Here is a 6183-nt window from a genome sequence, read left to right on the forward strand (position 1 = left end):
GCCCACCACCGCCGCGATCGATACCGCCAGCACCATCAGCGTCGCCAGTGCATTGATCTCCGGCTTGATCCCCATCCGCACCGACGCGAACACCTTCATCGGCAGCGTCGTCGAACTCGGGCCCGCCACGAAACTGGCGATCACCACATCGTCCAGCGACAGCGTAAAGGCCAACAGCCAGCCGGCCACCAGCGCCGGCGCGATGATCGGCAGCGTGATCTGCAGGAATACCTTCAACCGGCCCGCCCCCAGGTCCATCGCCGCTTCCTCCAGCGACCGGTCCAACTCCTGCAGCCGCGACGACACCACCACCGTCACGAACGACAGCGTGAACGTCACATGCGCGATCCAGATGCTCGTTACCCCGCGTGCCGGGAAACCGGGAATCCCGCCCATCGCCACCAGCAGCGTCATCAGCGAAAAACCCAGGATCACCTCCGGCATCACCAGCGGCGCGGTGATCAGCGCACCGAACATCGTCTTGCCCGGGAAACGCTTGAAACGCGTCATCACCATCGCCGCCATCGTGCCCAGCACCGTCGACGCACAGGCCGTCCAGAACGCCACCTTCAGGCTGATCCACAGCGCATCCAGAATCTGCCGGTTGTTGAACAGCTCCCCATACCAGCGCGTGGAAAAGCCCGACCACACCGTGGCCAGCTTGGATTCGTTGAACGAGTAGATCATCAACAGCAGGATCGGCAGGTACAGGAAGCCAAAGCCCAGCCCCAGCACCGACCAGCCCACCCAGCGGCTGCCGCGCACCATGCTCATGCCAGCTTCCCTTCCAGCTCACGCTGCTGGACCCGGTTGAACAGCAGGATCGGCACCAGCAGCAACAGCAGCATCACGATCGCCACCGCCGAGGCCGTCGGCCAATCGCGGTTGTTGAAGAACTCGCCCCACAGCACCCGCCCGATCATCAGCGTGTCCGGACCGCCCAGCATCTCGGGAATCACGAACTCGCCCACCGCCGGAATCATCACCAGCATGCAGCCGGCGATGATGCCGGTGCGCGACAACGGCAGGGTGATCCGCAGGAACGCCTGCCATGGCTTGGCGCCCAGGTCGTAGGCCGCCTCCAGCAGGCGGTTGTCCAGCTTGACCAGGTTCGCGTACAGCGGCAGCACCATGAACGGCAGGTAGCAATAGACGATGCCGATGTAGGCGGCGGTCGGCGTGTACAGGATCTGCAGCGGCGCATCGATCACGCCGAGCTTGAGCAGCAGCTGGTTCAGCAGCCCGTTGCGGTCCAGGATGCCGATCCACGCATACACCCGGATCAGGAACGAGGTCCACGACGGCAGCACCACCAGCATCATCGCCACGTTGCGCGCGGCCGGCGACATCCGCGAAATCACGTAGGCCATCGGGTAGCCGATCAGCAGCGTGAACAGCGTGGCGATCACCGCGATCTTGATCGAACTCAGGTAGGCCAGCACGTACTGGCTGTCCTTCACCAGCGCCGCGTAGTTGCCCAGGTTGAGCTTCAGCGAAAACGCGCCGTCCACGTATTCCAGCAGCCACGTGTAGGGCGGCGAGCCCACCTGCGTGCGCGCGAACGAGATCATCAGGATGATCACGAACGGCACCGCGAAGAACAGCAGCAGCCACAGGTAGGGCGCGGCGATCACACCACCGCGGGTGCCGGGGAGCCAGCGCTTCCAGACGGCGGCGTTCATGCGGTGAGCACCACGCCGTCGTTGTCGCGCCAGCACACCCACACGCTGTCGCCCCAGGTCAGCCCGTCGCTGGCCCAGCGCTGCGAATTGGCGAAGTTGGACAGCACCTTGGCTCCGCTGGGCAGGCGCACGTGGTACACCGAATGGCTGCCGAAGTAGGCGATCTCCTCGATCACCCCCTGGGCCTTGTTGGTGTCCCCGGCCGGCTCGTCCTTGCCGATCATCACCTTCTCCGGGCGCAGCGCGAACGCCACCGGCTGGCCTTCGTAGCCGGTGATGCCGTGGGCCACGTAGATCGGCGCGGGGAACAGCGGCGTGCGCACGGTGACGTACTCCGGCAGATCCTCGTCGATGACCCCGTCGAACAGGTTCACCGAGCCGATGAACTCGGCCACGAAGCGGTTGGCCGGCTGCTCGTAGATTTCATCGGGCTTGCCCACCTGCTGGATCCAGCCGGCGTCCATCACCGCGATGCGGGTGGCCATGGTCATGGCCTCTTCCTGGTCGTGGGTGACCATCACGCAGGTCACGCCCGAGGTTTCGATGATGTTGACCAGCTCCAGCTGCATCTGCGAGCGCAGCTTCTTGTCCAGCGCGCCCATCGGCTCGTCCAGCAGCAGCAGCTTGGGCCCCTTGGCCAGCGACCGCGCCAGCGCCACGCGCTGCTGCTGGCCACCGGACAACTGGTGTGGCTTGCGCTTGGCCAGCTTGCCCAGTTGCACCAGCTCCAGCATCTCGCCCACGCGGGTGCGGATCGCGTCGCGGGCCAGGCCGTCCTGCTTGAGCCCGAAGGCGATGTTCTGTTCCACCGTCATGTGCGGGAACAGCGCATAGGACTGGAACATCATGTTGATCGGCCGCTGGTAGGGCGGCAGGTCGTTGATGCGCTGGCCATCCAGCTCGATGCTGCCCTTGGTGGGCGTTTCGAACCCGCCCAGGCAGCGCAGCAGCGTGGACTTGCCACTGCCCGAGCCGCCGAGCAGGGCGAAGATCTCGCCCTTGCGCACGTCCAGGCTGACATCGTCGAGCGCGACGAAGCCGTCGAATTCCTTGCGCAGCGCGCGGATGGACAGATAGCCCGGCTCGAGGACCGGCACGACCTCGCCTTCCGGCTTGGCATCAAATGGCATGGGGGGCGGCTCCAGGAGCGGCAGCGGACGGGGGGAGGATTCCATTTTACCGGTGGTCGCGGCGTCATGGTGTGCCCGGACCGGCTGCCCGGCCCCCGGCCTGCCACCGTGCAGACCCCTGAAACGACAACGCCGGCCCTGCGGCCGGCGTCGTGGAAGCGGTCAGCGACCGGTCTTCACCTCGGTCCACAACCGGGTGTAGAGCTTGTCCACCTCCGGGGTGTTGATCGAGTAGGTGAACATCTTGGCGGCCACGTCGGCCGGCGGGTAGATGGTCGGGTCGGTGCGGATCGCCTCGTCCACCAGCGGGGTGGCCTTGGTCACCGGGTTGGCGTAGTGGATGAAGTTGGTGTTGGCAGCGGCCACCTTCGGTTCCAGCAGGTAGTTGATGAAGGCATAGGCGGCCTCCGGGTGCTTGGCGTCCTTGGGGATGGCCAGCATGTCGAACCACTGCGGGGCGCCTTCGCGCGGGATCGAATAGGCCACCGTCACCCCGTTGGCCGCCTCGGCGGCGCGGTCGCGGGCCTGGATGATGTCACCCGACCAGCCCACCACCAGGCAGGTGCCGCCGTTGGCCAGCGAGCCCACGTACTGCGAGGAGTGGAAGTTCTGCACGTACGGGCGGATGCCCTTGAGCAGCGCAGCGGCCTTTTCCAGCGTGGCCGGGTCCTGGCTGTGCGGATCTTCGCCCAGGTAGTGCAGCGCGATCGGGATCATGTCCGACGGCGTGTCCAGGATGGTGATCCCGCAATCCTTCATCTTGGCGATGTTTTCGGGCTTGAAGATCAGGTCCCAGCTGTTGGCGATGTCGGTGCTGCCGCCGAAACGCTGCTTGAGCAGTTCCACGTTGTAGCCGATGCCGGTGGTGCCGATCATGTACGGCACGCCGTACTGGTTGTCCGGGTCCTGCTGGGCGATGCGCTTCATCACCTCCGGATCCAGGTTGGCCAGGTTCGGGATCTTGCTCTTGTCCAGCGGCAGGAACACGCCGGCCTTGATCTGGCGGCCGAAGAAGTTCAGCGTCGGCACCACCACGTCGTAGCCACTGTTGCCGGCCAGCAGCTTGGTTTCCACCATTTCGTCGCTGTCGAACACGTCGTAGGTCACCTTGATGCCGGTGGCCTTCTCGAAGGTGGGAATGGTGTCTTCGGCGATGTAATCGCTGTAGTTGTAGACGTTCAGCACCTTGCTGTCGTCGTCGGACTTGCCGCCGCCACAGGCGCTGAGCACGGATACGGCAATGCCGAGGGTGAGGATTCGCAGCTTCATCGGACTCTCCACAGGTCAGGTGCGAGGTGGGGGAACCGGCCAGACCGGCACAACGGGTGCCAGCCTAACGGGCATGCCCCCATTTTCCCAGCACATGGCCCTCACGGCCATGCCGGATCTGGCGACGCGGCGCCGTTCAGACGTTGAGCAGCAGGAATTCCCGCTCCCACGAGCTGATCACGCGGAAGAAGGTCTCGTATTCCTTGCGCTTGACCGAGACATAGGCCCGGCAGAAGCGCTCGCCCAGCATCTCGCGCAGTTCCGGGCAGCCTTCCAGCCCATCCAGCGCCTCGCCCAGCGAGCGCGGCAGGTCGTAGCCCAGCTCCTTGGCGCTGCCGCTGATCGGCGCGGTCGGCGAGCCCTGCTCGCGGATGCCCAGCAGGCCGGCGGCCAGGGTGGCGGCCATGGCCAGGTAGGGGTTGGCGTCGGACCCGGCGAAGCGGCTTTCCACGCGCATGTTTTCCGGGGTGTCCAGCGGCACGCGCAGGCCGCAGGTGCGGTTGTCGAAGCCCCAGTGCACGTTGCTCGGCGAGACCTCGCCAAACACCAGCCGGCGGTAGGAGTTCACGTTGGGCGCGAAGAAGGCCATTGCCATCGGCACGTACTTCTGCAGGCCGGCCAGGTAGTGGCCGAACAGCGGGCTGAAATCCTCGCCGCCATGCTCACCGGTGAACACGTTGTGGCCATCGCTGATGCGCAGCAGGCTCTGGTGGATGTGCATGGCGCTGCCCGGCTCGTTCTCCATCGGCTTGGCCAGGAACGTGGCATACACCCCGTGGCGCATGGCCGACTCGCGCATGGTGCGCTTGAACAGGAACACCTGGTCGGCCAAGTCCATCGCGTTGGCGTGGGTGAAGTTGACCTCCAGCTGCGCCGCGCCGGATTCGTGGATCAGCGTGTCCACGTCCAGCTTCATCGCATCGCAGTAGTCGTACATCAGGTCGAGGATGGGATCGAATTCGTTGACCGCATCGATCGAGTACGACTGGCGCGCCGTCTCCGGGCGCCCGGAGCGGCCGGCCGGCGGCAGCAGCGGGAAGTCCGGGTCGGTGTTCTTCTGCACCAGGAAGAACTCCAGTTCCGGCGCCACCACCGGACGCAGGCCGAGTTCGGCATAGGCATCCAGCACCCGGCGCAGCACATTGCGCGGGGCCAGTTCGTGCGGTTCGCCGTGCTTGGTGTAGCAGTCGTGGATCACCTGCGCGGTGGGGTCGGTGGCCCACGGCACCATGCGCACGGTGTCCGGGTCCGGGCGCAGGATCATGTCCGAGTCCGACGGCGAGGTCAGCTCGTAGTAATCGTCCGGGAATTCACCGGTGACGGTGGTGGCGAAAATGCCTTCGGGCAGGCGCGTGCCGTAATCGTGGGAGAACTTGTCGGCCGGAATGATCTTGCCGCGCGCGTTGCCGGTGATGTCCGGCACCAGGCATTCCACCTCGGTGATGCGGCGATCCTTGAGCCAGCGCAGCAGCGCGCTCTCTTCGGGCACGGGCGGCGGGGCGGCCTTGCGCGAAGAAGAGGCCGCTTTGCGCGGGGAAGTGGCTTTACGCGAACGCGTTCGGGTGGTCATGACCGGTCTGCTTTGCAGGAGTAACGGCGACAAGCATCGCCGAAGGCTTGGAAAATGCGGTGATGGAAGGGATGGTCGGTAACATGCCATTCCGGGTGCCACTGTACCCCGAGCACGAAGGTGTGGGCGTGGCTGCGCGCCGCTTCCACCAGGCCATCGTCGGCACGCGCCTCCAACCGCAGGCCGGTAGCGAGGCGATCGATGCCCTGCCCGTGCACCGAATTGACCTTCACGCGGTCCGCGTCGGCCCAGGCCGCCAGCCAGCCGCCGGCGGTCAACTGCACGGCGTGCGACGGCGCGTACTGCTGCTCGACCGGTGCGGCCGGGTCCTCGCGGTGATCGGCCAGCCCCGGCACCTCGTGCACGCGCGCGTGCAAGGTGCCGCCGAGGGCCACGTTCAATTCCTGAAACCCCCGGCAGATCGCCAGCACCGGCAGGTCACGTTCCAGCGCGGCCTGCAGCAGCGAAAGCGCAGTGGCGTCGCGCGCCGGATCGTGTGGGTTGCCTGCCCAGGTGGGCGCACCGCCGTAGT

General features: G+C 66.0%; 6 protein-coding genes. All 6 read right to left on the bottom strand.

The window, feature by feature from the left end:
- Nucleotides 1–774, bottom strand: a 774-nt coding sequence (locus tag DBR34_RS05120; protein WP_128095966.1) for an ABC transporter permease subunit, incomplete at its 3' end; no start/stop codon positions are given.
- The gene (locus DBR34_RS05125; RefSeq protein ID WP_128095967.1) at nucleotides 771–1682 is read right to left on the bottom strand and encodes an ABC transporter permease subunit; all 912 of its coding nucleotides are present in this window, start codon (nucleotides 1680–1682) and stop codon (nucleotides 771–773) included. The genes DBR34_RS05125 and DBR34_RS05120, both read right to left, overlap by 4 nt.
- Complete coding sequence (potA, locus tag DBR34_RS05130) at nucleotides 1679–2812, bottom strand: polyamine ABC transporter ATP-binding protein (protein ID WP_038689323.1); 1134 nt, start codon at nucleotides 2810–2812, stop codon at nucleotides 1679–1681. Before potA ends, DBR34_RS05125 begins: the two co-directional genes overlap by 4 nt.
- Nucleotides 2813–2974: 162 nt before the next feature.
- Nucleotides 2975–4081, bottom strand: coding sequence for a polyamine ABC transporter substrate-binding protein (locus DBR34_RS05135; protein ID WP_128095968.1), 1107 nt, complete (start codon nucleotides 4079–4081; stop codon nucleotides 2975–2977).
- A 136-nt stretch (nucleotides 4082–4217) separates the two neighbouring features.
- The gene (locus DBR34_RS05140) at nucleotides 4218–5651 is read right to left on the bottom strand and encodes a glutamine synthetase family protein (protein ID WP_128095969.1); all 1434 of its coding nucleotides are present in this window, start codon (nucleotides 5649–5651) and stop codon (nucleotides 4218–4220) included.
- On the bottom strand, nucleotides 5648–6183 hold a 536-nt coding region (locus DBR34_RS05145), incomplete at its 5' end, for a gamma-glutamyl-gamma-aminobutyrate hydrolase family protein (protein ID WP_258223675.1). The genes DBR34_RS05140 and DBR34_RS05145, both read right to left, overlap by 4 nt.

This window comes from Stenotrophomonas sp. HMWF003, from assembly GCF_003061285.1.
In the GTDB taxonomy this organism is placed as follows: domain Bacteria; phylum Pseudomonadota; class Gammaproteobacteria; order Xanthomonadales; family Xanthomonadaceae; genus Stenotrophomonas; species Stenotrophomonas maltophilia_AP.